The organism is Streptomyces sp. NPDC051315, from assembly GCF_044455165.1.
In the GTDB taxonomy this organism is placed as follows: domain Bacteria; phylum Actinomycetota; class Actinomycetes; order Streptomycetales; family Streptomycetaceae; genus Streptomyces.
On sequence record NZ_JBITEN010000006.1, the window covers coordinates 80,888 to 100,999 of the forward strand.

Sequence of the window (20,112 nt, forward strand, 5' to 3'; positions counted from 1 at the left end):
CTCCTAGAAGAACGTACGGATGTAGTCGACGACCGTGCCGTCCGCCTCGGCCAGCGGGATCAGCGGCCACTTGTCGAAGGACGTGCACGGATGGGACAGGCCGAGGCCGACCCAGTCGCCGACCTCCAGGTCCGCCTCGCCGGTCGTGCGCAGCCAGGCGTGCTGGTCGGACAGGGCGGTGACCGAGACGCCGGTGGCGGGGCGTTCCGTGCCGTCCCGGCGGACCACCTGGGCGAACGGCAGGTCCAGGTCGTAGGCCGCGTCCCGCTTGCCCGCGTTGACGAAGGCCTGCTCGGGGGAGGGGCGGGAGACCACCTGGGTCCACAGGCGGAACGCCGGTTCCAGGGCGCCCTCCTCGGGGACCCGGTTGAAGGGCGTCAGCCTGCGGTAGTGGCCGTCGTCGTGGGAGACGTACGCGCCCGAGCGCAGCAGTTTCAGCACCGGCAGGGAGAGGCCGGGGATCTCGGCGAAGACGTCGGCGACCGCGTCGAACCAGGCGCTGCCGCCCGCGCTGACGACGATCTCCTCGACGCCCGCGAACCGCCCCGCCCCGTCCAGGTCGACGGCCAGCGCGACCAGTCGGCGCAGCCAGGCCCGCACGCGCTCGGGGTCGGCCCGCGGGACCTCGCCCTCGTAGCCCGCCACGCCCACCAGCCGCAGGGTCCGCGCGCCGGCCACCGCGTCCGCGACCGCCGCGCACTCCGCCTCCGTCCGCACCCCGGTCCGCGCGCCCTCGCCGGCGGCCAGTTCGACGACCACGTCCAGCGGGCGCCGCGCCCCGCGCAGGGCGGCGTCCATCAGCTCCACCCCGCGCACGGAGTCGACGTAACAGACCAGGCGGAAGTCCGGGTCCGCGGAGAGCTCGGCGGCGATCCAGCGCAGGGCCGCCGGGTCCACGAGCTCGTTGGCGAGGAACACCCGCCGCACCCCGAACGCCCGCGCCACCCGCACCTGGTGCGGCACGGCGAGCGTGATGCCCCAGGCGCCGCGCTCGATCTGACGCCGGAACAGCTGGGGGGCCATGGTGGTCTTGCCGTGCGGGGCGAACGCCAGACCGTGGCGGGTCGCGTACGTCTCCATCAGCGCGAGGTTGTGCTCCAGGCGCTCCGCGGAGAGGGCCAGGACGGGCGTGGTGAAGCCGCCGGTGAAGAGGTTGCGGCGCTGGGCGGCCAGCTCGCCGACCGTGAGCCCGTCGGCATCCGGCGGGAGGCCCTTGAAACGGTGGTCGACGCGTTCCTCGCCGAGACGCGCGAGCGCTTCGCTGCTCATCAGGAGCCTCCCCATCCAGTGCGTTGCGCAGAATGCAACGCTCATTGCGTATACCGCTTACCGCTGTCTAACATCTCGGCCACGCGGGGTCAACGACGGCCACCGCACCGACCGAGGAGCTACGACGATCGTGACCGCCACCGGAGCCCGCAACGCCCCCGACGTCGTGGACGTCGTCGCGCTCGGCGAGTCCATGGTCACGTTCCTGCCCTCCCGTCCGGGACGCCTCGCCGACGTCCCCTCCTTCGACCGGGCCATCGGCGGCGCGGAGTCCAACGTCGCGTGCGTGCTGGCGGCGGCCGGGCACACGACACGCTGGGTCAGCAGCGTCGGCGCCGACGGCTTCGGCGACCACCTCGTCGAGGAGATCGGTGCGTACGGCGTCGACGTCGCGTCCGTACGGCGTGATCCCGCGCGACCCACCGGCATCTACTTCCGCACCGCGGGGGACCGCGCCACCGACGCCCACGAGGTGGCGTACTACCGGGCCGGCTCGGCGGCCTCGGCGATGTCCGTGCGGAACGTGGACCTGGAGGCGGCGCGCGCGGGCCGCGTGCTGCACCTGTCCGGGATCACGGCGGCGCTGTCCGACGACTGCCTCGCCCTCATGCGGGAGCTGACCGAGCCCCGGCCCGGACGGCCGCTCGTCTCCTTCGACGTCAACCACCGGCCCGGCCTGTGGCGCGACGCCGACGGCCCCCGCGTCCTGCTCGACCTCGCCCGCCGCGCCGACATCGTCTTCGTCGGCGCCGACGAGGCACGGGCCGCCTGGGGGCTGCACGGCACGCGCGCCCTCCGCAACGCGCTGCCCGAGCCGCGGCTCCTGGTCGTCAAGACGGGCAGAGGCGGAGCCGTCGCGTTCGACAAGGACACCGAAGGCACCGAGGACGCCGACGGCACCGCCACCCTCGTCCCCGCCCTCCGCGTCGACGTCGTCGCCGCCGTCGGCGCCGGCGACGCCTTCGCCGCCGGGTTCCTCTCCGCCACCCTGCGCCGACTGCCCGTCCGCGACCGGCTGCGCCACGGCCACCTCATGGCCGCCGCCGCCCTCACCGTCCCCGGCGACCTCGCCGCGCCGCCCGCCCGCGACCTCGCCGACCGCCTGGCCGCCCTCGACGACGAGGCGTGGGGGACACTTCGACTCGGCCCCGGCTGGACCACCCCCGCCGCGCACCGGGCCGAGGAGGAGGTACGCACCCCATGAGCCAGACCGTCGACCGCGCCCTGAGCATCCTGCCGCTGCTCGCCGAGGGACCCGCCGACCTCGGACAGGTCGCCGACCGCCTCGGCGTCCACAAGTCCACGGCCCTGCGCCTGCTGCGCACCCTCCACGAGCACGGGCTCGTCTACCGCCAGTCCGACCAGCGCTACCGCCTCGGCGCCCGCCTCTTCGCCCTCGCCCAGGAGGCGATGGAGAACCTCGACATCCGCGAGATCGCCCACCCCCACCTGACGCGGCTGAACGAGCGGTGCGGACACACCGTCCACCTCGCGGTGTACGAGGAGGGCGAGGTCCTCTACATCGACAAGGTGGAGAGCCGGTACCCGGTGCGCATGTACTCGCGGATCGGCAAGCCCGTCGCCATCACCGTCGCCGCCGTCGCCAAGCTGCTCCTCGCCGACCTGCCCGAGCCCGAGCGCCGCGCGGTCGCCGAGAAGCTCGACTATCCCCTGTACACGGTCCGTTCCACCCCCAACGCGCCCGCCTTCCTGCGGGAGCTGGAGAAGGTGCGCGAACAGGGCTGGGCCACCGACCTCGGCGGCCACGAGGAGTCCATCAACTGCGTCGCCGCGCCGATCCGCGGCGCCGACGGCCGGGTGGTCGCCGCGATGTCGGTGTCCGCGCCGAACGTCGTCGTCACCGCCGACGAACTCCTCACCCTCCTCCCGCAGGTGCGCCGCACGGCGGACGACATCAGCGGCGAGTACTCCGGCAGAACGCCGGTGACCCCCGTATGAACCGCAGGAAAGGCGCCGCATGACCGAGAAGACCGCGCTCATCCCCCCCACCCACACCACCCCGCCCGCGAGGTTCTCGCACGGTGTCCGCAAGGGCGACATCCTCCAGGTCGCCGGCCAGGTCGGCTTCCTCCCCGCCGAGGAGGGCACACCCCCCACCCCGGCCGGCCCCACCCTGCGCGAGCAGACCCTCCAGACCCTCGCCAACGTCAAGGCGATCCTCGAGGAGGGCGGCGCGAGCTGGGACGACGTGATGATGATCCGCGTCTACCTCACGGACGTGGACCACTTCGCCGAGATGAACGAGATCTACGACGCCTACTTCGCGGAGCAGGCGCTCACCGCCCCGCCCGCGGCCCGCACGACGGTCTACGTCGGCCTTCCCGCCGGACTCCTGATCGAGATCGACGCGCTCGCCGTGCTCGGCTGACCGGCCGACGGCCCCGGCTGTCCCCGGCCGTCTCCTCCCCACTCCCGCACGCCGTACGACGACGGCACGGCGCCCCCTGCCCGGGTGCGCCGTGCCGCGATCCCCCCTGCCCGAAAGCTTCATGTACTTACGCAGAGGACCACCGCATGTCCCTCCCACTCGCGGCCGCCGCCCCCGCCGACGCCCCACCCCACACCGGAGGTCTGCTCCTCCTCGTCGACGGCACGGCCGGCCTGCTGACCGTCGCCGCCCTCGGCATCGCCCTCCTCCTCTACCTGATCATCAAGGTCAGACTCCAGCCCTTCGTCGCCCTCCTCGCCGTCTCCATAGCCGTCGGCCTGCTGGCCGGCCTGTCGGTCACCGAACTCTTCGGCACCGTCCAGCGCTCGGACGCCGTCTCCACCATCGAGTCCGGCATGGGCGGCATCCTCGGCCACGTCGCGATCATCATCGGCCTGGGCACGATGCTCGGCGCGGTCCTCGAAGTCAGCGGTGGCGCGGAGGTCCTGGCCTCCCGGCTGCTCGGCCTGTTCGGTGAGCGGCGGGGCCCGCTCGCGATGGGCGTGACCGGCCTGATCTTCGGCATCCCGGTCTTCTTCGACGTCGGCATCTTCGTCCTCGCCCCGATCGTCTACGCGGCGGCGAAGCGCAGCGGCAGGTCGATCCTGCTCTACTGCCTGCCCCTGCTCGCCGGCCTGTCGATGACCCACGCCTTCCTGCCCCCGCACCCGGGCCCGGTGGCGGCCGCCGGCCTCCTCCACGTCGACCTCGGCTGGGTCATCCTCATGGGCGTCGTCTGCGGTGTCCCCGCGGTGCTCGCCGCCTGGGCGTTCTCGGCGTGGATCGGCCGCCGCCTCTTCGTCGCCGTACCGCAGGACATGGTCGAGGCGGCGGCGGAGGCGAAGCGCGCGGTCGTCGAGGAACAGCGGGCGCAGGGCGTCGTGCCGCGCGAGGACCCGGTACCGCTCGGCACGGTCCTCGGCATCATCGGTACGCCGCTGGTCCTGATCCTCGCCGCCACGTTCTCCTCGATCGCCCTGGACCCCTCCACCGGCCGCTCGGTCGTCGAGTTCTTCGGCAGCCCCTTCGTGGCCCTGACCATCGCCCTGTTCCTCGCCTACTACCTGCTCGGCATCCGGCGCGGCTGGTCCCGCAAGTCCCTGGAAACCGTCTCCACGGCCTCGCTGAAGCCGGTCGGCAACATCCTGCTGGTCGTCGGCGCGGGCGGGGTCTTCGGCGCCGTCCTCAAGGCGAGCGGGGTCGCCCAGGCCCTCTCGGACACCTTCAACGACGTCGGCCTGCCGGTGATCGTCCTGTCGTACCTGATCTCGGTGGTCCTGCGGGTCGCCCAGGGCTCGGCGACGGTGGCCATCGTGACGACGGCCGGCATCGTCGCCCCCCTCCTCGCCGAGGGCGACCATTCCCAGCCGTTCGTCGCCCTCGTCATCATGGCCGTCTCCGCCGGCTCCATCTTCGCCTCGCACGTGAACGACGGCGGCTTCTGGATGGTCGCCAAGTACTTCGGCATCAGCGAACGGGACACCCTGAAGACGTGGACCGTGCTGGAGACGGTGCTGTCGGTGGTGGGGTTCCTGGCGGCGGCCGTATTGAGCCTGTTCGTGTAGGGGTCTGATAACGAAGTCGTGGCCCGGCTGTGTGCGGCACAGGATCTTCGACCATACTGCCCGCTGTGGAGCAGCGCATAGGTTCGAGCAGCCAGCCCCTGGAGGGCGCCGGATTCGACCCGGCATTCATCCCCGGGCTCACCTCGCCCGTGACCGCGGAGCCGGAGGACGCGAAGGCGAAGGACGCGACGGCGGACGACGACGACGAGGCCGTCGTCGACGAGGCGGTCGTCGACGAGGGCACCGCGTCGGCGTCCGCGTCCGGGGCCGAACCGGCCGACGCCGCCGGGGAGAAGCCGGAGGAGGAGACCCCCGACGGTCCCGTCTTCGAGGCCGCCGACCGCCGGGCGCGGATCGTCGCCGACGCCAGGGGCGTCCGTCTCCGCCTCGACGAGGAGGAGTGCGAGTTCCGCTGGGACGAGATCGGCGCGATCGAGACGGAGGCGCCGCGCTTCGGCAAGCGGTTCACCGTCACGGTGCACACCCCCGACCGCCGCTGGTACCCGATCGAGATCGAGGCGACGGCCAGGGGGCGCTTCAAGGAGTGGGACGAGCAGCTGGACGCGGTGCTCGACGCCTACTTCGAGGACGCCGACGACGCCACGGACGCGCACGACTCCACGGACGCGGACGACGTCAAGGACGTCAAGGGCGCCGAGTAGGTCCTAGCCGCAGTACTGGGCCTGCTTGCCGATGGAGCGGTACATGCAGTCCGCGTTCTCCAGCAGCTGCAGCACCGCGTCCCGGTTGCGCGCGGTCTCCCGCTCGATCACCTCGTCGGGCGGGTAGAACCCGCCCCCGCTAGCGGACCCCGGATACATCTCGAAGGTGTACGCGAAGATCTTGTGCGAGCCCCAGAGATAGTCGTCGATCGACCCGTCCGTGATGTACAGGTCGCTCGCCTGCTCCGGCGTGTACCCGTTGCTCGCGGCCATCGACCGGCCCACCGTCGCGAAGGCGTTGCGGTCGTCCGCCGTCATCCCCGTGGTGGTGTCGGCGGTGGTGTACCCGAAGGGCCACAGCACCAGTTCGCTGTACGTGTGGAAGTCGATGCCCGCCTTGATCTGCTGCACCCCGCCGACGACCCGGCTGCGCACGAAGTTCGCGACCACCTTCACCTCGGGCGCCGACTCGGCCGCCGTACCCCGGTACGTCTCGGAGGACGTCGAGCCCGAGGAGCCGCCGCAGCAGCCCCACCGGTAGGCCCAGTTGCGGTTGAGGTCGGTGCCGACGTACGAGGAACCGGAGTTGGGCTGGCGGTTCTTGCGCCAGGAGCGGTAGGAGCCGGTGGCGACGTCGTACTCGCCGCCATCGGGGTTGATGTCGGGGACGATCCAGATCTCGCGGCTGTTCACCATGCCGGTGACACGGGAGTCGGTGCCGTAGCCGGCGCCCAGCTCGCGGATCAGGTACAGGGCCATCTCCACGGTCAGGTGCTCACGCGCGTGCTGGTGGTGGGTGAACAGCACCTCCGGCTCGGCCTCGTCCGTGCCGACGTTGTCGCTGATCTTGATCGCGACGATGTCCCGGCCCTGGTACGACTTGCCGATCACCCGCTTGCTGATGATGTTCGGGTAGGCCGCGATGCGCTGGTCGATCTCCGCGTTCATCTCCGCGTAGTTGTGGTACCGCGAGTCGGCGGAGGGGAAGTCGTACAGCCGCACCTCGCCCTCGGCGGTGCGGTCGGGCGCGGCGCCCACCGGCGCGACCTCGTAGCCCTGCGCGCGGAGCTTCCTGATCTGGTCCGCGCGGCCGGAGACGACGACGGTCTCCTCGTCGGCCTCGTCGACGCTCACGCCGGACGCGGCGATCGCGGTGCGCATCTGGGGCGTGCTGTGGTGGACGTGGATCTCGTACTGGCGGATGTCGTCGACCGTGGCGGCCGCCTTCGGGGCGCTGCCGGCCGCCGCGTCCGTGGCGGTCGCCGAGACCGGTGCCGCGAGGGCGAGGGCCATGAGCGCGGCGAGGGCGGCGGTCCGTCTGCCGCCGAGGGCGCCGCCCGAGCCGGGGGTGCCGGAGCCGCGGGTGCCTGAGCCGCGTATGCGGAGTCGCATGAACTCTCCTTGGGTCTCCAGAAGTCCGGGGTCGCCGGACATGTGGGGGAGTGGAGCGGGGGGTGGTGCTTCGTGCGACGTGCTGTGCGGGGTGCCTGCGTGACGCGCCGGTGCGACGCGCCTGCGCGACGTGCCTGTGCGGGGTGCCGCTCATCGTCGGCTCATGTCATGGTCAGGTCAAGAGCGAACAAAGCGCCGGACTGGCCGGATCCATACGCCGGTGGCCGCGGCGGACGGGTGCACCGTCCCGCGTGGTCGCGCAGTGTACGCATGGCCGTCGTCCCCGGCGCGGTCCTCGGCAAAGGTCACCCGCGGGTGTGAGGCGCGCGTGCATATATGTACGTCACGGGGAACACTGGGGGTCCGCACGAAAGAGGAGCCGCACCCTCCGGCTCGCTCCTCCGACCACACCCCCAGAGGACTGGCTGATCATGGGCGGATCAGCGCCACGACGGGACTGTCACCTGCCGGTGGAGACGACCAGCTTCGTCGACCGGCGGAGTGAACTGGCCGAAGGGCGCGAGCTGTTGGCGAGGGCCCGGCTGGTCACCCTGACCGGCCCCGGCGGCGTCGGCAAGACCCGCCTCGCCGGACGGATCGCGGCCCGGGTCGCCCGCGCCTTCCCCGACGGCGTGCGCTTCGTGCACCTCTCCGGCCTCAACGACCCGGCCCTCGTCCCGCTCGCGGTGGCCGACGCGCTCGGCCTGCGGGACTACTCCGACCGCCCGGCGCTGGACGCCCTCGTGGAGCGCGTACGGGACCGGAGACTGCTCCTCGTCGTCGACAACTGCGAGCACCTGCTGCCGGCCTGCGCCACCCTCGCCGGCGCCCTGCTGCACGGCACCGTCGGCGTGCGTCTCCTCACCACCAGCCGCCACCGGCTCGGCCTCACCGAGGAACACCTCCTGGACGTACGGCCGTTACCCGTCCCCGACCCGGACGGCGACCTCTCCACCGCCGACGGCTACCCGGCCCTCGCCCTCTTCGCCGACCGCGCCGCCGCCGTCGTCCCCGGCTTCCGCCTCACCGCCGCGAACCGGGCCTCCGTCGCCCGCCTGTGCCGCCGCCTCGACGGCCTCCCCCTCGCCATCGAACTGGCCGCGGTCCGCATGCGCGTCCTCGACGTCGACCAACTCCTGCGCCGCCTCGACGACCGCTACCACCTCCTGACCGCCGGCAGCCCCACGGTGTCCCCGCGCCACCAGACCCTGCGCGCCGCCGTCGACTGGAGCCACGACCTGTGCAGCGAGGCGGAACAACTGGTCTGGGCCCGCCTGTCGGTCCTGCCGGGCGGCTTCGACCTGGAGACGGCGGAGGCGGTGTGCGGGGGCCCCGCGCACGAGCCGCCCGCCACCTCCACCGTGCCGAGCGCCGAGCCCACCGTGCCGAGCGCCACCCCCGCCGCGCCGCCCGCCACCCCCACCGTGCCGCCCGCCGCACCCACCCCGCCGCCCACCACCGCTGACGTATCCTCAGCGCCCCCCGTTCCCCCCACCGCACCGGGCCCCGCCCCCCTCCACCCCCACGCCGTCCTGGAAGCCGTGGCCGGCCTGGTCGACAAGTCCGTCCTCAGCCGCGAGTCCGGCCCGGGCGGCACCGTCCGGTACCGCCTGCTCGACACCCTCCGGGACTACGGCCTGGAGCGACTGCGGCAGCGTCCCGGCGAGGAGCACGCCGTCCGCATCCGCTTCCGCGACTGGATGCAGCACCGCGCCACCACCTGCGAGCGGGAGTGGTTCGGCCCCGGCCAGCCCGAGATCGTCGCGCGGCTGAGGGCCGAGCAGGACAACCTCCGCGCCGCCCTCGACTTCAGCCTCACCGCCCCCGGCGAGGCCCTCGCCGGCCTGCGCCTGGCCGGCACCCTGTGGTTCCACTGGCACGCCTGCGGAGCCCCCCGCGAGGGCCGCTACTGGCTCGACCGCGCCCTGGACGCCAACCCCGGACCCACCCGCGAACGCGCCCGCGCCCTGTGGGCCGCCGGGCTCCTCGCCCTCTGCCCCGAGGACCTCACCCGCGGCCGCCGCCGCGCCGAACAGGCCCGCGACCTGGCCCACCGCCTCGGCGACGCGGCCGAGGCGGCCCACGCCGAGTACGTCGTCGGCGTCATCCGCCTGTTCAGCGACGACCTCGCCGGCGCCCTGGACCACTTCCGGGCCGGCGTCGAACGCGGCCGCGTCTCCGGCCAGCACCTCAGCCTCGTCGGCCTCGACCGGGTCGAACTCGCGTGCGCCCTGAGCTTGCTGGGCCGTGCCGACGAGGCGGTCCTCGTCTGCGAGGAGACCCGCCGGCTGTGCGCCGAGCACGGCGAGCGGTGGGTGCTGTCGTACGTGGAGCGGATGCTGGCCCTCGCCCACACCGTGAAGGGCGACTGGCGGCAGGCGGAGCGGCACGGCCGCGAGGCGCTGCGCCTGAAGCTCGAGGTGCACGACGTCCTCGGCATGGGCCTCACCCTCGACCTGCTGGCCCGTATCGCCGCCGAGCGCGGCGCCCACGAGCACGCGGCCGTCCTGCTCGGCGGCGCCGACCGCGCCTGGGCCGACGTCGACCGCAGTCGCTGGGGATCGGCGGCGCTGAACTCCACTCGCCGCGGCAGCGAGGAACGGGCCCGCGGGGCGCTCGGCGGCACGGCCTTCCACCGTGCCTACGAGCGCGGTGCCGCCCTCGCCCTCACGGACCTCGTCGCCCACGTCCTGACCGCCGGAGCCGGCGATCCCGCGCGGCGCCGCCCGGCTCCGCCGCACGGGCCGCTTCCCCGCCAGGGAGCCCCCGCCCACGGTCCGGCCGACGGCCCCACGGCGGCCCCGGGCCGCACACCCCGGCCGCACGGTCCGGCCGCCGACGCCCTGCCGCCGTCCCACGAACCGGTCACGAGCGCCGCGCCCGCACCGCACGGTCCGGCCGTCCGCCTCACCCGCCGCGAGGTCCAGGTCGCCGAACTCGTCGCCGAGGGCCTCGCCAACCAGCAGATCGCCGACCGGCTGGTGATCGCCCGCCGTACCGCCGAGGGCCACGTCGAACGCATCCTCAGCAAACTCGGCTTCAGCAACCGCAGCCAGATCGCCGCCTGGGTGACGGCCCAGCGGTGACACCCGCACCCCTGCGCCCGCCCTGCGACCACGCCACCACACCCGCACTCACACCCACCCGCACACCACAGATGGGGGACCGATGAGCACTCGACCGGCCCAGGCACCCGGCGCGTTCGACCACCGCATGGCCGCCCCCGGCACGGACGACGCCTTCCTGGCCGTCGCCCTGCCCTTCCTCGCCGAAGGGCTCGCGGCACCCGACGAGCCCCCGCCCGTGGTCATCGCCGCCCCCGCCAAGCTGGACCTGCTGCGCGACGCCCTGGGCGCCGACGCCCAGGGCGTCGGCCTCGTCCCGCACACCGACTGGTACACCGGCTCCGCCGCCAACGCCGTCGCCCGGGCCGCCGGGCACCTCGCCGCGCACGCCGGCCCCGGCGGCCGTATCCACCTGCTCATGGAACCGGTGTGGAACGGACGGGCCGGACGCTCGCCGCGCGAGAGCGCCGAGTGGATCCGCTACGAGGCCCTCGCCAACCTCCTCTTCGCCCCCTCGGCCACCACCGCCCTGTGCGTCTACGACACCCGCACCGCCGGCTCCGCCCTCGTCGCCGCCGCCCGCCGCGCCCACCCCGGCACCGGGGTGTACGAGGACCCGGTACGGCTCGCGGCCGAACTGGACGCCGTACCGCTGCCCCCGCCCCCGTCCGACGCGCTCCGGCTCACCGAGCCCGCGCGGGACGCCGTGCGGGCCTGGGCGGCCGGACGCGGACTGGCCGACGCCGACGCCGAACTGTTCGCGACGGCCGTCACCGAGGCGGCTTCGCTCGGCCCGGTCGCCGGCGCCCTGCTGTGGGGCGAGGGCACCGGCTGCGTCTGCGAACTGACCCTGGCTCGCCGCGTCGAGGACCCCCTCGCCGGTTTCGTCCCCCCTCCCACGGCCGGTTTGGAGCCCGGCCAGGGCCTGTGGTTCGCCCGCCAGGTGTGCGCGTACGTCGACGTCCGCGACGCCGAGGACGGGGGCACGGACGTACGCCTCCAGTACGGGTGACCCGTAGACCTCACGGGTGTACGCGGGTACCCCAGGTACGGAATCAGGTAGTCCTCCCCGTGTACGGGTCGTCCGGGGAGGCCATCCTGAAGCCATGCTGGAACTCGCCGGGGGGCGCCTCCCGGACCCCGACCCTCCGTACGGCGCCTGTCTGCAACCGCCCCTCGGGGCGGGCAACCTGAGCGTCGGGTACGACCCCCGGCCGTCCGCGGTCGGTGAGGCCCGCGCCGAGGTGCGCCGACAGCTGGAGGCGTGGGGGCTGGCCGACCGGGGCGACCTGCTCGACACGGCCGTCCTCCTCGTCAGCGAGCTGGCCACCAACGCCCTGCTGCACTCCGCGAGCCACTTCCGGCTCGTGCTGTCCGCCGCGCACGGTGTCCTGCGCTGTGAGGTGACCGACACCGGCCGCCGCACCCCGCAGGTCCTGGAGGCGGGCTGCGCGGAGAGCGGCCGGGGGATGTTCCTGGTGGAGGCGCTCGCCCGGCGCTGGGGCTGTCACCAGGACGGGTCGGGCAAGACCGTCTGGTTCGAGCTCGGCACGTGCGGGTGCGACGGCTGCGGCCGGCGACAGCCGTAGCGCCCGGCCGGGCCGGCCGGCCTCCGCGGGTTCGCCCGGTCGCCGGGGCCGACCCCCCGGCGGCTGGTTGTGCCGCGGTGGGCGGCGCGCGAGCACATCCGGGGGAGATCGCGCACACCCTCTTGCCCGACCGCCTCGATTGGGCTTTCTTGACCTTCATGGCGGACACCACGGGAAACCCCACGGACACCGAGGCATCATCCGGCAGCACCGAGCACACCCCCCACAAGTCCAGTTGGCGCCACATCGGCCCCGGCATCGTCGTCGCCGCGACCGGCGTCGGCGCCGGCGACCTGGTCGCCACCCTCATCGCCGGCAGCAACTTCGGGTACACGCTGCTCTGGGCGGCGATCCTGGGCTGCCTCGTGAAGATCTCCCTCGCGGAGGCGGCCGGCCGCTGGCACCTGTCCACCGGCCGCACCCTGTTCGACGGCTGGGCCAGCCTCGGCCGCTGGACGACGTACTTCTTCGTCGTCTACGCCGTGATCTGGGGCTTCGTCTACGGCGCGGCCGCGATGTCGTCGAGCGCCCTGCCCCTCCAGGCGCTGTTCCCCGACATCATGGACCTCGAGTGGTGGGCCATCGCCTGCGGGCTGGTGGGCCTGGTGTTCGTCTGGTTCAACAAGTACGAGGTCTTCGAGAAGGTCATGACGGTCCTCGTGGGCGTCATGTTCCTGGTGACGGTGTACCTGGCGATCCGGGTCACCCCGAACCTCCCGGACGCCCTCGCGGGCCTCCTGCCCGTCCTTCCCGACGAGAAGGACTCCGTCCTCAACACCCTCGGTCTGATCGGCGGCGTCGGCGGGACCATCACCCTCGCGGCCTACGGGTACTGGGTGAACGCCAAGGGCTGGACCCACACCGGCTGGATGAAGGTGATGCGCATGGACAACCGCGTCGCCTACGCCACCACCGGGATCTTCGTCATCGCGATGCTGTTCGTCGGCGCGGAACTGCTGCACTCGGCGAACGTGGCCATCGCCGGCGGCGACAAGGGCCTCATCCAGCTCGGCGACATCCTGGAGGAGGAGTACGGCACCGCGACGGCCAAGTTCTTCCTCATCGGCTTCTTCGCCACCTCCTTCACCTCCCTGATCGGCGTCTGGCACGGCGTGAGCCTGATGTTCGCCGACTTCGTCGCCCGCTACCGCGGCCGTGAGCGGACGACCGGCGCGGAGGTCGCCTCCGGCGCCCGCGAGCGCTCCTGGCCGTTCCGGGCCTATCTGCTGTGGCTGACCTTCCCGCCGATCGTCCTGCTCTTCCAGGGCCAGCCGTTCCGCCTGATCGTCCTCTACGGCGTGCTGGGCGCGGCGTTCCTGCCGTTCCTCGCCGGGACCCTGATCTGGCTCCTCAACTCCTCCCGCACGCCCAGAAAGTGGCGCAACGGCTGGGTGAGCAACGGGATGCTCGCACTGGCCGGGCTGCTGTTCCTGGTCCTGTGCGTGAAGCAGATCTGGGACCAGCCGTGGTCGGAGTTCTTCTGAGCCCCGGCGGGCCGGGGGACACCCGGCCCGCCTGGCCCGCCGCTGAGGGCCAGTCCGCCATAGGTCAGCCGCCCTCGATCACCAGCCACTGCGGGCTGAGGGCGATCTTCCGCAACTGCGCCATGGACAGGGCGGGTTCCTCACGGGTGGCGGCCGTGTCCTGGCGGCCCGAGTTGAAGGCGCTGACCACCACGCGCTTGCCGTCCTCGCGCATCGTGTCGACCGTCCACATCACGACCCCCTCGCCGCCCTTCTCGCCCGGTCCCTGGCGCGTCGCGACACGCGTGCCGTCGGCGAGCGTCTCGGAGTCCGCGCCGTAGAGTTGGTCCGCGGCGTCGGACATGCCGGCCTGCACGTTGATCTGGACGTAGCTCCTGCCCTTGCCGTCGTCCACGACGACGTAGGCGAAGTCCGGGTCCTGCGCGCCGCGCGAGACGACCTTCAGCCCGTCCGGGAGCGCGGCGGTGAGGAGCCCGAGGATCCGCCGGCCCCCGACGCCCTCGGTGCCCCGGGGTGTGGAGGGGGCCGGCTGCCGGCTCGGCTTCGGGATGGCGTGGGCGACCCGCCGCCACTCCTTCGCCGCCGCCAGCGTCTTCAACCGGTCCAGCGACAGCGGTGGTTCGGGCCGGCTCACCGGCTCGCCCTTCTGGGCGGCGGCGTTCCACTCGCTCACGCTCACGCGCTGTCCGGCCGGCGTGACCAGGTCCGCCCCCCACGCCTTGGTCTCGGCACGGCGGTCGGGGTACTCGTACCCCTGGAAGAGGGTGACCACGGAGCCGTCCGGCAGTGTCTCGGTCACGCAGTGGTCCAGGCTCGACATCGGTGAGTCCGGGTCCGGGCACGGCATCACCTCACGGGTCGGGTCGACGGTCTCGGTGCCGCGCGCGATCCGGTCCACGCTCAGCGAGATGGCCCCCGCGCCCTTCCCGTCGTCGAACACGACGTACGCGTACGGCGGCAGCGGATCATCGGTCCCCCGCCCCTGCACGCCGCTGATCTCGCCCTCGGGGAGCAGCTTCTCGAGCGTGCGGATCATCTCGTCGGCCGAGACGGAACCCGGCTCGTCGGACCGCTTCGCGGCGACGGAGGTGCGCTGCTTCTCGCTCGCGCTTCCCTCGGACGGTGCGAGCAGGGCCCCGCCCACCCCCACGAGGGCGAGACCCGCCGCACCCCCCGCCACGACGGCCCGCCGCCGCCGCAGCCGCAGCCGGCGCCCGTACGCCTGGCCCGCGGCGACGAGTGCCGCCCGGTCGGTGTCGAAGGTGCCGCCCGCTTGGCGCAGAGCGGCGGAGAACCGGTCCTCGAAGGGGTCGTTGGGCTGTTCGACGGGCATGGCACACCACCGTTTCCCGGGGTTCGAAGTGAAGAAGAAGTCGTGGGGGGCAGTGTCAGGGGCCGGCGAGTCCATGGGCCGTAAGCCCAGGGCTCAAGGCTCCGGCTCACGGTCTGGCGTACTCGCCGATGTCCTCGCCGAGCAGCTCCCGCAGCCGGCCGAGGGCCCGCACACACCGGGTCCGTACGGCGGCCGAGCTGGCGTTCATCGCACCGGCGGTCTCCTCGATCGACCGGTCCTCCCAGTACCGCAGGACGAGGACGGCCCGGTCCTTGGCGGGCAGCCGGCCGAGGGCCTGCAGCAGCGTGAGCCGCAGCGGTACGTCGGCGGCGTGGTCGGCACGTTCCGGGAAGACGTCCACGGCACGCTCACCGCTGCTGCGCCGGCGCTGGTGGGCGAGGAACGTGCGGGTGAGGACGGTCTGCGCGTACCCGGCGGGGTTCTCCGCCCGCGAGACGCGGCCCCAGCGCAGGTACAGCCTGCCGAGGGTCTCCTGAACCAGATCCTCGGCGAGATGGGTGTCCCCGGCGGTGAGCAGACACGCGGACCGGTACAGCTGCCCGGTGCGCGCCGCAGCGAACTCCGCGTACTCGTCCACGCGGGCGGCCTGCCCCATGTGCTCCCCCAGTTGGTGTGTCCGTGCTCGCGCACTGTCCTCACCTCATTGATGGGGTGGGGCCGGAGAAATGTTTCACCGGGGACGGAAAGAATGAGCGCAGTTTCCGTCGCGCCGTGATCGGGAGGAACCGCAGGATGACCCATCAACCCCCGCCCCCGGGCTTCGGCCCGCCCCCGCCCCCGTACGGGGCCCCGGCACCACCCCCCTGCGGGGCGTCCCCTTCACCCCAGTACGCGGCCCCGCCACCCCCGTACGGCGCCCCCGCCGCGTCCGCACCGGAGTTCCTGGCGGTCGACAGGCACAACTCGATCGTCGTGGACGCCTCGGGCATCGCCTTCGAGATGTACGGCGTGTCGGCCGAGTTCGACTGGCCGGAGATCCGCAGCGTCCACTACAAGGCGAGCCCCAACGGCAAGGCGCTGATGGTGGCGGTGGTCCATCTGGACGGCAGGTTCTACGAGGCCGTCGTGGACGCGAAGCCGCGGGAGAAACTGGCGGGATGGTTCGGGCAGTTGGCGTGGGTGCTGGGCCACTACCGGCCGATGGGGTAGCCGGTGCGGCTGGATAGGGTGCTGCACCGACTGCTTGATCAACGACGGAGTCCTCGTGAGCACACCCCCGCCCTCCTACCAGCCGCCGGCCGGACACCCGGTGTACGCGCCGACACCGCATGGGTACCCGCAGCCGGGTGCGGCCCCCGCCCTCGTGTGCCAGGTCTGCGGAGCGGCACCCGCCGTACCGGTGACCGTCCGGGGCCACCAGGGCATGATCGTGATCATGCGCAACCTGCGGCGGCAGGGGGTGTTCTGCCGGACCTGCGGGCTGGCCGTCTTCCGTGAGATGCAGGCGAACACCATGCTGCTGGGCTGGTGGAGCCCGCTGTCCGTCATCATCACCGGCGCCGTCCTGCTGATGAACCTCGGCGCCCGCTCCGCCCTGCTCCGCCTCCCCCAGCCCACCACCTGGGGCGGCCGGCCCCCGCTCGACCCGGGCAAGCCGCTGATGAAGCGCCCGGCGGGCATGGTCGCCCTCGTCCCCCTGACCCTGCTGGCCGCGCTGGTCGTGTCGGCCCCCGTCCTGATGGTGGTCGGCCTGCTCAGCGGCGACAGCGACCCCAAGCCCCTCACCGTCGGCACCTGCGCCCGCAACGACGGCTCCTGGAGCGACCAGGACCTGAAAGCCGTCACGTGCGACTCGACGGCCGCCCAGTTGCGGGTGACGCAACCGGGCCTGGAGGGGTGCGAGGACGGTGAGTACATGGCGGACCTCAAGTACAGCGAGGACGGCACGACGAACCTGTGCCTGCGTCCTCTGGACCGCTGAGACCGACCGGAGAAGGCCACCGTTCTCAGAGGAGGTGGTCGGCCTTCCCCGCCTTGATGTCGAGGATCATCGTGCGGAGCGCTTCGCGGGAGTCGGTGAGGTAGGCGTCCTCGGCGCCGGCTATGGCGATGTAGGCGTTGCCTTGGGGGTCGGTGCCGAGGCGGAAGCAGCTGGCTCCCTCGCCGCAGAAGGGCTCCTCCCAAGTGATGGCATCCATCTGGCGTCTCCTCACAGGCTGTTGGCGATGTCCCGAACGAAGTCGCGCGATTCCTCCGGGGAGAGGGCGATGCGCTCCATCCAGTCCAGATGCGTACGGTACTTGGCCAACTGTGCTTCCCCGTCAAGGAATTCCGGCCCATGGGTGCTGTCGACCTGGACGGTGTCCAGTTGGGGGACCGGCCCTTCCAGAAAGTTAAAGGTCTGCCCCGAGCCGGGGAAGGTACCAGCGGCGAACGGAATGACCAGCAGCCGTACGGTCGGCCGCTCGGAGACGTCCAGCAGGTGCTCCAACTGGGCGCGGGCCACCTTGCGCCCGCCGAACTGCATCCGCACCGCGGCCTCGTGCACGACGGCGACGTACTCGGGCGGGTTGTCCCCATCCAACACCTGTTGACGCTCCACCCTGTACGCCAGTCGCAGGGCGACCTCGTGGTCCGGAAGCGGTGGCAACACTGCCCGGAAAAGTTCGAGGGCGTGATCGCTGGTCTGCAACAGTCCGGGAATGTGGGCGATGTGGACGGTTCGCATCCGTGTCGCGAACGCCTCGAACTCGGCGATGTCCAGTACCCCGGCGGGGAGGGAGCCTCGGTAACGCTCCCACCAGCCCCGTCCGTTGGGCCGCGCCATGCTCACGAGGGCTTCGATGTACACCAGGTCCGAGCAGTCGCAGTTGCACGCGAGGGTGCGCAGCCGCTCCGGACTGATGGTGCGGATGCCGGTCTCGATATTGGAGATCTTCGCGCGGTCGAGGCCAAGCAGCCCGGCGGCCTGGTCGGCCGTTATCCCCGCCGCCGTCCGCATCTTGCGCAGCTCACTGCCCAGACGCCTCTGACGCTCCGTGGGGGTCGTCCTCGGGGGCATGCCGTTCCTTCCGTGCGGTTCGTCAGCAGTCTGCCGCCAATCGGCACCGAGCGACCACGATCGGGTCAATTTCAAAGATCGCGTGGTAATTGAACCACTAGGAGTCTTACATTCAGTAACGCATCAACTACGCATCGGCAGTTGCCAGTGCATCGCGCGAGCCTGTCCGCACGCTCTTTCCCTGGAGGGGCGGGCCCGCGCCAGGGAGACGAGCCACCGACTGCGAACACCTGTACGCCCATCAGGAGCCCCGCCATGCCCATGCCCCTCTGCCCTGTCGCCCCCACCTTCCCCGCGGACTTCACCGCCCCCATCCCCGAAACCCTCTCCTACAGCCTCACGCTCCCCGCAGCGTTGGCCAGTCCCGCCCTCGCGCGAGCGGCGACCCGCGAAATGCTGAAGGCCCACGGCCTGCACGACATGCTGGATCCGGCGCTGCAAGCGGTCGGCGAACTGACTGCGGTGGCGGCCCAGTTCACGCAATCCGCCGACTTCTACCTCTCCCTCCGCTACCGAGCCGACACCCTCCGGGTGATCGTTTACGACAACCACCCCCGCCACACCCAACCCCGCCTCGCCGCCGCCTGTGACACCCGCCGCCGAGCAGCGCTCCGCGTCCTCGCCTGCGTCTGCCGCGCCTGCGACGGCGACTGGGGCTTCGGCGAGTCGCGTGAACCGGGCGGTGGGACGCGGATGTGGGCGAGGCTGCCGAGGGCGAGTGCGGTGGCGTACGGAAGGGCTACCGGAAGGGGATGTTGAGCCAAGGGTTTCCAGGGTCGGACATCAGGATCCGGTGAGCGTCGAGCATGTCCGTGTACCACTCCCCGAACTCTTCCTCGTCGAAGTGGAGGCACCGTCCGAGGATGTAGCCGGCGGAGAAGTCCTGCCAGGGGCAGTAGGACAGCGAGGCTGCCCGCCTGGCCTGTACCACGGCAGACTCAGCCTCCTGAAGGGTGCCGAACCGCGCTCCGAGTCCCCACCGTGCCATCTTCGATGCCCGCCCGAGGTCCCAGGCGTCGACGGAGGAGACGTACCGGTTCTCGTCGAGCACTCCGTCGGCGCGCATCCGGGCCTCGTAGCGCGTGATGCGGCCGATGAGTCGCTGCACACCCTCGATACGGGCCTCGGTCTCGGACGTGGGTCGTGGCTCGGTCTTCGTCACCCCATCGGCACTCAGCACGGTCGAACCACCGGAGTTCGCGCGGATGAGACTGGCGGCGGCCTGCCGCCAGTACCCGGTGTCGACGTGCCCGCCGAAGTCACGCGCGATGGTGCGGCGCAGCCTCAGCGCGAACTCCCATACATCGCTGTGTGATGCGCAGTCCAGGAGTTGCCGCAGAGCGGACTGCCACGCTTCGGGAGTGGTGATTCCCCACCACTCCCGAAGACGTGAGCGCTCACCGTCGTAGCCGGTGCCGTGCCAAGCCATGGCGTTCCACAGCGAGCCGTTGTTGACGCACAGCAGTGCGCCGCACGCGAGCCCGTGGGCCACTGGGCCATGGAGCGGACCGCCCACGTGAAGCGTGCGTAGTCGCTTACCGATGGGCAGGTCTCCCGCCTGCTCGGCGTGGTTCCAGGTGTCAGCGATTCCGCCGCGCCGCCTCGCAGGGTGGCTTTTCCAGAGTGAACGGTGTCCAACTGCTCAACATTCATTCCATACCACTCGATCCTTTCCAGGATGAGGCTTTTCGCGTAGGCGCCTACTGCTGATTGGTGAGGCTCGGGAGTGAAAGCCATGCCGAGAACGGCGGTTCCGGCCACGCATCGCACCACGCACACCGCGGTTTGATCTGTCATCGGCGTGAGGGTGTCCAGAACGCTCAGTACTGTCCTCTCGGGCACGCGTGTGTGCCTCCTTCGCAAATCGCGATCGCGAACCGGGCCAGCGCCGACTCGTCGGAGAAGGCGTAGATCCAGCGGATGCCGCCGAAGTCGGCGGCCAGGGGCGCCTCGTCGCCGTCGGCGAGGGCGAGGGGGACCAGGACGGGGGTACGGCGGAACTCGCCGAGCAGCGCCGGGAAGTCACGGCGGTCACGGTCGAGTCGGTCCATCGCGTCCGAAGCGGGAGCGGTGGCCCTGGCCTGTGGCTCGGAGGGCGCCTGTGGAGTGGTGCCGGGGGGCGGCGGGAGGGCGTCACCCGGAGGGGGTTGGTCGCCCGTGCCGCCGGACACGGCCATCTCCGCGTACTCGTCCAGCCGGGACCTGCGCGGCTGCTCCTGCGGGCCGGTTCCCCCGTCCACCACCATGCCCGGGATCATCACATCAGCGGATTGCCGGATGCA

Annotated in this window: 20 protein-coding genes; 12 read left to right on the top strand and 8 right to left on the bottom strand. The window is 72.2% G+C overall.

Annotation, left to right across the window (positions count from 1 at the left end; translation table 11 throughout):
• Nucleotides 1–3: 3 nt before the first annotated feature.
• Nucleotides 4–1,269 (bottom strand): amino acid deaminase, encoded by a 1,266-nt coding sequence (locus tag ACIBBD_RS13810; RefSeq protein WP_399419572.1) that lies wholly within the window; start codon nt 1,267–1,269, stop codon nt 4–6.
• A gap of 130 nt (nt 1,270–1,399) precedes the next feature.
• Between ACIBBD_RS13810 and ACIBBD_RS13815 the strand changes: the two genes are divergently transcribed.
• The 5 genes from ACIBBD_RS13815 (at nt 1,400) to ACIBBD_RS13835 (ending at nt 5,945) form a co-directional block, all read left to right on the top strand.
• On the top strand, nt 1,400–2,473 hold the full coding sequence (locus tag ACIBBD_RS13815; RefSeq protein ID WP_399419573.1) for a sugar kinase: 1,074 nt from the start codon (nt 1,400–1,402) through the stop codon (nt 2,471–2,473).
• Entirely contained in the window at nt 2,470–3,228 is a 759-nt protein-coding gene (locus ACIBBD_RS13820) for an IclR family transcriptional regulator (protein WP_399419574.1), read from the top strand. The genes ACIBBD_RS13815 and ACIBBD_RS13820 overlap by 4 nt, the downstream gene beginning before the upstream one ends.
• A 19-nt stretch (nt 3,229–3,247) precedes the next feature.
• Nucleotides 3,248–3,658, top strand: coding sequence for a RidA family protein (locus ACIBBD_RS13825; protein WP_399419575.1), 411 nt, complete (start codon nt 3,248–3,250; stop codon nt 3,656–3,658).
• A gap of 146 nt (nt 3,659–3,804) precedes the next feature.
• Nucleotides 3,805–5,283, top strand: coding sequence for a GntP family permease (locus tag ACIBBD_RS13830; RefSeq protein ID WP_399419576.1), 1,479 nt, complete (start codon nt 3,805–3,807; stop codon nt 5,281–5,283).
• 65 nt (nt 5,284–5,348) lie between these two features.
• Nucleotides 5,349–5,945: a hypothetical protein gene (locus ACIBBD_RS13835; protein WP_399419577.1), complete on the top strand. Its 597-nt coding sequence runs from the start codon at nt 5,349–5,351 to the stop codon at nt 5,943–5,945.
• 3 nt (nt 5,946–5,948) lie between these two features.
• Here the strand turns inward: ACIBBD_RS13835 and ACIBBD_RS13840 are convergent, their stop codons facing one another.
• Nucleotides 5,949–7,337 (bottom strand): M14 family metallopeptidase, encoded by a 1,389-nt coding sequence (locus ACIBBD_RS13840; RefSeq protein WP_399419578.1) that lies wholly within the window; start codon nt 7,335–7,337, stop codon nt 5,949–5,951.
• A gap of 431 nt (nt 7,338–7,768) precedes the next feature.
• Between ACIBBD_RS13840 and ACIBBD_RS13845 the strand changes: the two genes are divergently transcribed.
• From ACIBBD_RS13845 to ACIBBD_RS13860, 4 genes are all read left to right on the top strand, one after another.
• Nucleotides 7,769–10,423, top strand: a complete 2,655-nt coding sequence (locus ACIBBD_RS13845) for an ATP-binding protein (protein ID WP_399419579.1) — start codon at nt 7,769–7,771, stop codon at nt 10,421–10,423.
• Nucleotides 10,424–10,505: 82 nt separating this feature from the next.
• On the top strand, nt 10,506–11,414 hold the full coding sequence (locus ACIBBD_RS13850) for an anti-sigma factor RsbA family regulatory protein (RefSeq protein WP_399419580.1): 909 nt from the start codon (nt 10,506–10,508) through the stop codon (nt 11,412–11,414).
• Nucleotides 11,415–11,508: 94 nt separating this feature from the next.
• Nucleotides 11,509–11,991, top strand: a complete 483-nt coding sequence (locus tag ACIBBD_RS13855) for an ATP-binding protein (RefSeq protein WP_399419581.1) — start codon at nt 11,509–11,511, stop codon at nt 11,989–11,991.
• Nucleotides 11,992–12,149: 158 nt separating this feature from the next.
• A complete protein-coding gene (locus ACIBBD_RS13860) occupies nt 12,150–13,475 on the top strand; it encodes an Nramp family divalent metal transporter (RefSeq protein ID WP_399419582.1) in 1,326 nt (441 codons plus the stop codon).
• 64 nt (nt 13,476–13,539) lie between these two features.
• On the opposite strand, the gene ACIBBD_RS13865 is transcribed toward ACIBBD_RS13860, so the two are convergent.
• Nucleotides 13,540–14,808: a hypothetical protein gene (locus ACIBBD_RS13865; RefSeq protein ID WP_399419583.1), complete on the bottom strand. Its 1,269-nt coding sequence runs from the start codon at nt 14,806–14,808 to the stop codon at nt 13,540–13,542.
• 106 nt (nt 14,809–14,914) lie between these two features.
• Nucleotides 14,915–15,424, bottom strand: coding sequence for a SigE family RNA polymerase sigma factor (locus ACIBBD_RS13870; protein ID WP_399419584.1), 510 nt, complete (start codon nt 15,422–15,424; stop codon nt 14,915–14,917).
• 137 nt (nt 15,425–15,561) lie between these two features.
• On the opposite strand from ACIBBD_RS13870, the gene ACIBBD_RS13875 reads away from it, so the two are divergent.
• Both ACIBBD_RS13875 and ACIBBD_RS13880 read left to right on the top strand, forming a co-directional pair.
• Nucleotides 15,562–15,978: a hypothetical protein gene (locus tag ACIBBD_RS13875; RefSeq protein ID WP_399419585.1), complete on the top strand. Its 417-nt coding sequence runs from the start codon at nt 15,562–15,564 to the stop codon at nt 15,976–15,978.
• Between the two features lie 55 nt (nt 15,979–16,033).
• Complete coding sequence (locus ACIBBD_RS13880; RefSeq protein WP_399419586.1) at nt 16,034–16,750, top strand: hypothetical protein; 717 nt, start codon at nt 16,034–16,036, stop codon at nt 16,748–16,750.
• A gap of 25 nt (nt 16,751–16,775) precedes the next feature.
• Here ACIBBD_RS13880 and ACIBBD_RS13885 read toward each other — a convergent pair whose 3' ends face one another.
• On the bottom strand, nt 16,776–16,967 hold the full coding sequence (locus ACIBBD_RS13885) for a hypothetical protein (protein WP_399419587.1): 192 nt from the start codon (nt 16,965–16,967) through the stop codon (nt 16,776–16,778).
• Between the two features lie 11 nt (nt 16,968–16,978).
• Nucleotides 16,979–17,830, bottom strand: coding sequence for a helix-turn-helix domain-containing protein (locus ACIBBD_RS13890; protein WP_399419588.1), 852 nt, complete (start codon nt 17,828–17,830; stop codon nt 16,979–16,981).
• A gap of 255 nt (nt 17,831–18,085) precedes the next feature.
• Between ACIBBD_RS13890 and ACIBBD_RS13895 the strand changes: the two genes are divergently transcribed.
• Nucleotides 18,086–18,589: an ATP-binding protein gene (locus ACIBBD_RS13895; protein ID WP_399419589.1), complete on the top strand. Its 504-nt coding sequence runs from the start codon at nt 18,086–18,088 to the stop codon at nt 18,587–18,589.
• On the opposite strand, the gene ACIBBD_RS13900 is transcribed toward ACIBBD_RS13895, so the two are convergent.
• Entirely contained in the window at nt 18,570–19,322 is a 753-nt protein-coding gene (locus tag ACIBBD_RS13900; RefSeq protein WP_399419590.1) for a DUF1266 domain-containing protein, read from the bottom strand. The two genes, ACIBBD_RS13895 and ACIBBD_RS13900, sit on opposite strands and share 20 nt — an antisense overlap.
• 328 nt (nt 19,323–19,650) lie before the next feature.
• Nucleotides 19,651–20,076, bottom strand: coding sequence for a hypothetical protein (locus ACIBBD_RS13905; RefSeq protein ID WP_399419591.1), 426 nt, complete (start codon nt 20,074–20,076; stop codon nt 19,651–19,653).
• Between the last annotated feature and the right edge of the window lie 36 nt (nt 20,077–20,112).

Bases quoted from the DNA above. Each gene is read 5' to 3' on its own strand.
- ACIBBD_RS13830 (WP_399419576.1), top strand. From the start codon at position 3,805: ATGTCCCTCCCACTCGCGGCCGCCGCCCCCGCCGACGCCCCACCCCAC.
- ACIBBD_RS13810 (WP_399419572.1), bottom strand. From the start codon at position 1,269: ATGAGCAGCGAAGCGCTCGCGCGTCTCGGCGAGGAACGCGTCGACCAC.
- ACIBBD_RS13865 (WP_399419583.1), bottom strand. From the start codon at position 14,808: ATGCCCGTCGAACAGCCCAACGACCCCTTCGAGGACCGGTTCTCCGCC.
- ACIBBD_RS13840 (WP_399419578.1), bottom strand. From the start codon at position 7,337: ATGCGACTCCGCATACGCGGCTCAGGCACCCGCGGCTCCGGCACCCCC.
- ACIBBD_RS13885 (WP_399419587.1), bottom strand. From the start codon at position 16,967: ATGGATGCCATCACTTGGGAGGAGCCCTTCTGCGGCGAGGGAGCCAGC.
- ACIBBD_RS13870 (WP_399419584.1), bottom strand. From the start codon at position 15,424: ATGGGGCAGGCCGCCCGCGTGGACGAGTACGCGGAGTTCGCTGCGGCG.
- ACIBBD_RS13860 (WP_399419582.1), top strand. From the start codon at position 12,150: ATGGCGGACACCACGGGAAACCCCACGGACACCGAGGCATCATCCGGC.
- ACIBBD_RS13845 (WP_399419579.1), top strand. From the start codon at position 7,769: ATGGGCGGATCAGCGCCACGACGGGACTGTCACCTGCCGGTGGAGACG.
- ACIBBD_RS13820 (WP_399419574.1), top strand. From the start codon at position 2,470: ATGAGCCAGACCGTCGACCGCGCCCTGAGCATCCTGCCGCTGCTCGCC.
- ACIBBD_RS13895 (WP_399419589.1), top strand. From the start codon at position 18,086: ATGCCCATGCCCCTCTGCCCTGTCGCCCCCACCTTCCCCGCGGACTTC.
- ACIBBD_RS13855 (WP_399419581.1), top strand. From the start codon at position 11,509: ATGCTGGAACTCGCCGGGGGGCGCCTCCCGGACCCCGACCCTCCGTAC.
- ACIBBD_RS13875 (WP_399419585.1), top strand. From the start codon at position 15,562: ATGACCCATCAACCCCCGCCCCCGGGCTTCGGCCCGCCCCCGCCCCCG.
- ACIBBD_RS13905 (WP_399419591.1), bottom strand. From the start codon at position 20,076: ATGGTGGTGGACGGGGGAACCGGCCCGCAGGAGCAGCCGCGCAGGTCC.
- ACIBBD_RS13825 (WP_399419575.1), top strand. From the start codon at position 3,248: ATGACCGAGAAGACCGCGCTCATCCCCCCCACCCACACCACCCCGCCC.
- ACIBBD_RS13890 (WP_399419588.1), bottom strand. From the start codon at position 17,830: ATGCCCCCGAGGACGACCCCCACGGAGCGTCAGAGGCGTCTGGGCAGT.
- ACIBBD_RS13850 (WP_399419580.1), top strand. From the start codon at position 10,506: ATGAGCACTCGACCGGCCCAGGCACCCGGCGCGTTCGACCACCGCATG.